The sequence below is a fragment of the Myxococcaceae bacterium JPH2 genome, from assembly GCA_016458225.1.
In the GTDB taxonomy this organism is placed as follows: Bacteria; Myxococcota; Myxococcia; order Myxococcales; family Myxococcaceae; genus Citreicoccus.
In genome coordinates this window covers 1-1695 of record JAEMGR010000092.1, presented here as the reverse complement: position 1 = coordinate 1695, position 1695 = coordinate 1, and the positions used below count along the sequence as shown (strand labels likewise).

The window sequence follows — 1695 nt, the reverse complement described above, 5'->3', positions numbered from 1 at the left end:
CAAGCTGAACCGCGCGGCGCTTCCTGCCCCGGACCTGACCGCACGTTCGCAGGGGGTGCACGTCGCACCGCGCACGGCCACGGAGCGCAAGCTCGCGGCCCTCTATGCCCAGGTGTTGCGGCTGGCCGACGTGGGCGTCCACGACAGCTTCTTCGCGCTCGGAGGCCACTCGCTGCTGGCCACGCAGGTCGTCTCCCGTGTGCGCAATGACTTCGGGGTCGAGCTGCCCCTCGGGACGCTGTTCGATGAGCCGACCGTCGCGGGATTGGCGAAGCACCTGGACGGGATGGTCCCTCCACGGCCAGCGCCCACGGGGACCGAGCCTCGCCCGGTGCCTCGCGATCCTCCGCCCGTACAGGATGCGCGCCCCGCGGTGAGCGCGCCCTCGCTGTTGGCGCGGAAGGTCGAGGTGGAGCCGTCCTTCGCACAGCAGCGGTTGTGGTTCCTGGACCAACTCGAACCGGGTGGTTCGGTCTACAACATCCCCGCGGCGGTTCGGATGGAGGGACCGCTGGAGGTGGCTGCACTCCAACGCGCCTTCACCGAGGTGGTGAGACGACACCAGGTGCTCCGCACGCACTTCGCCGCGCGCAACGGCAAGCCCGTCCAGGTCATCGACCCGGCGGCGACGATGCTCCTCTCCGTCGAGGACCTGACCTCCATTCCTCTCTCCGCTCGGGAGCAGGAGGCCGTGCGCCTCACGCGTGAGGAGGCGATCCGTCCGTTCGACCTGTCGCGAGGCCCGCTGTTCCGCACCCGCCTGTTGCGTGTCGCGGAGCAAGAGCACCTGTTGCTCGTGACGATGCACCACATCGTCTCGGATGGCTGGTCCATCGCGCTGCTCATTCGCGAGGTCGCCACGCTCTACGCGGCCTTCCTCGCGGGGTGGCCTTCGCCGCTGCCCGAGCTGTCCATCCAGTACGCGGACTACGCGGCGTGGCAGCGCGAGTGGTTGCAAGGGGAGGTGCTGGAGAAGCAACTCGATTACTGGAAGAAGCAGCTCCAGGGTGCGCCCCTCGCGTTGGAGCTGACCACGGATCGCCCGCGTGGCTCGACGCCCACGGGGAGCGTGGCCAACGTGGATCTGTCCTTGTCGGTGATGCAGCGGCTGACCGCCCTGTGTCGGAGCGAGGGCGCCACGCTGTACATGGGCCTGTTGGCCGGTCTCCAGGCCGTGCTGGCGCGTCACTCGGGCCAGGACGACATCAGCGTCGGCGCGCCTATCGCGGGTCGCAATCAGGCGCAGACCGAGGCGCTGATCGGCTTCTTCGTCAACACGCTGGTCATCCGCACTCGGCTCGACGGGAACCCCACGTACCGCGAGCTGTTGCGGCGCGTGAAGGAGGCGACGCTGGGGGCCTATGCGCACCAGGACGTGCCCTTCGAGAAGCTGGTGGAGGTGCTCCAGCCGCCGCGTCTCCCGGATCGCACGCCGCTGTTCCAGGTGTCGCTGACACTGCTGAACACGCCCACGGCGGAGTTGGAGCTGCACGGCCTGCGACTCAAGCCGCTGGATCAGACGACGGGCACGGCGAAGTTCGATCTGACTGGCACCTTCACCGAGTCGCCGCAGGGGCTCATTGGCCGGATGGAGTACCGCAGCGACCTGTTCGACGCGGCCACGGTCGAACGGATGATGGGACAGCTGCGCGTCCTGATCGAAGCGGCGCTGGATGCGCCGGAGTCGCGCGTGTT

At 68.6% G+C, this 1695-nt stretch carries 1 protein-coding gene; it reads left to right on the top strand.

Features of this window, described 5'->3' with window-relative positions:
- Window positions 1-55: 55 nt before the first annotated feature.
- Window positions 56-1695 (top strand): non-ribosomal peptide synthetase (locus JGU66_36230; GenBank protein ID MBJ6766224.1); only part of this gene is annotated, 1640 nt, incomplete at its 3' end.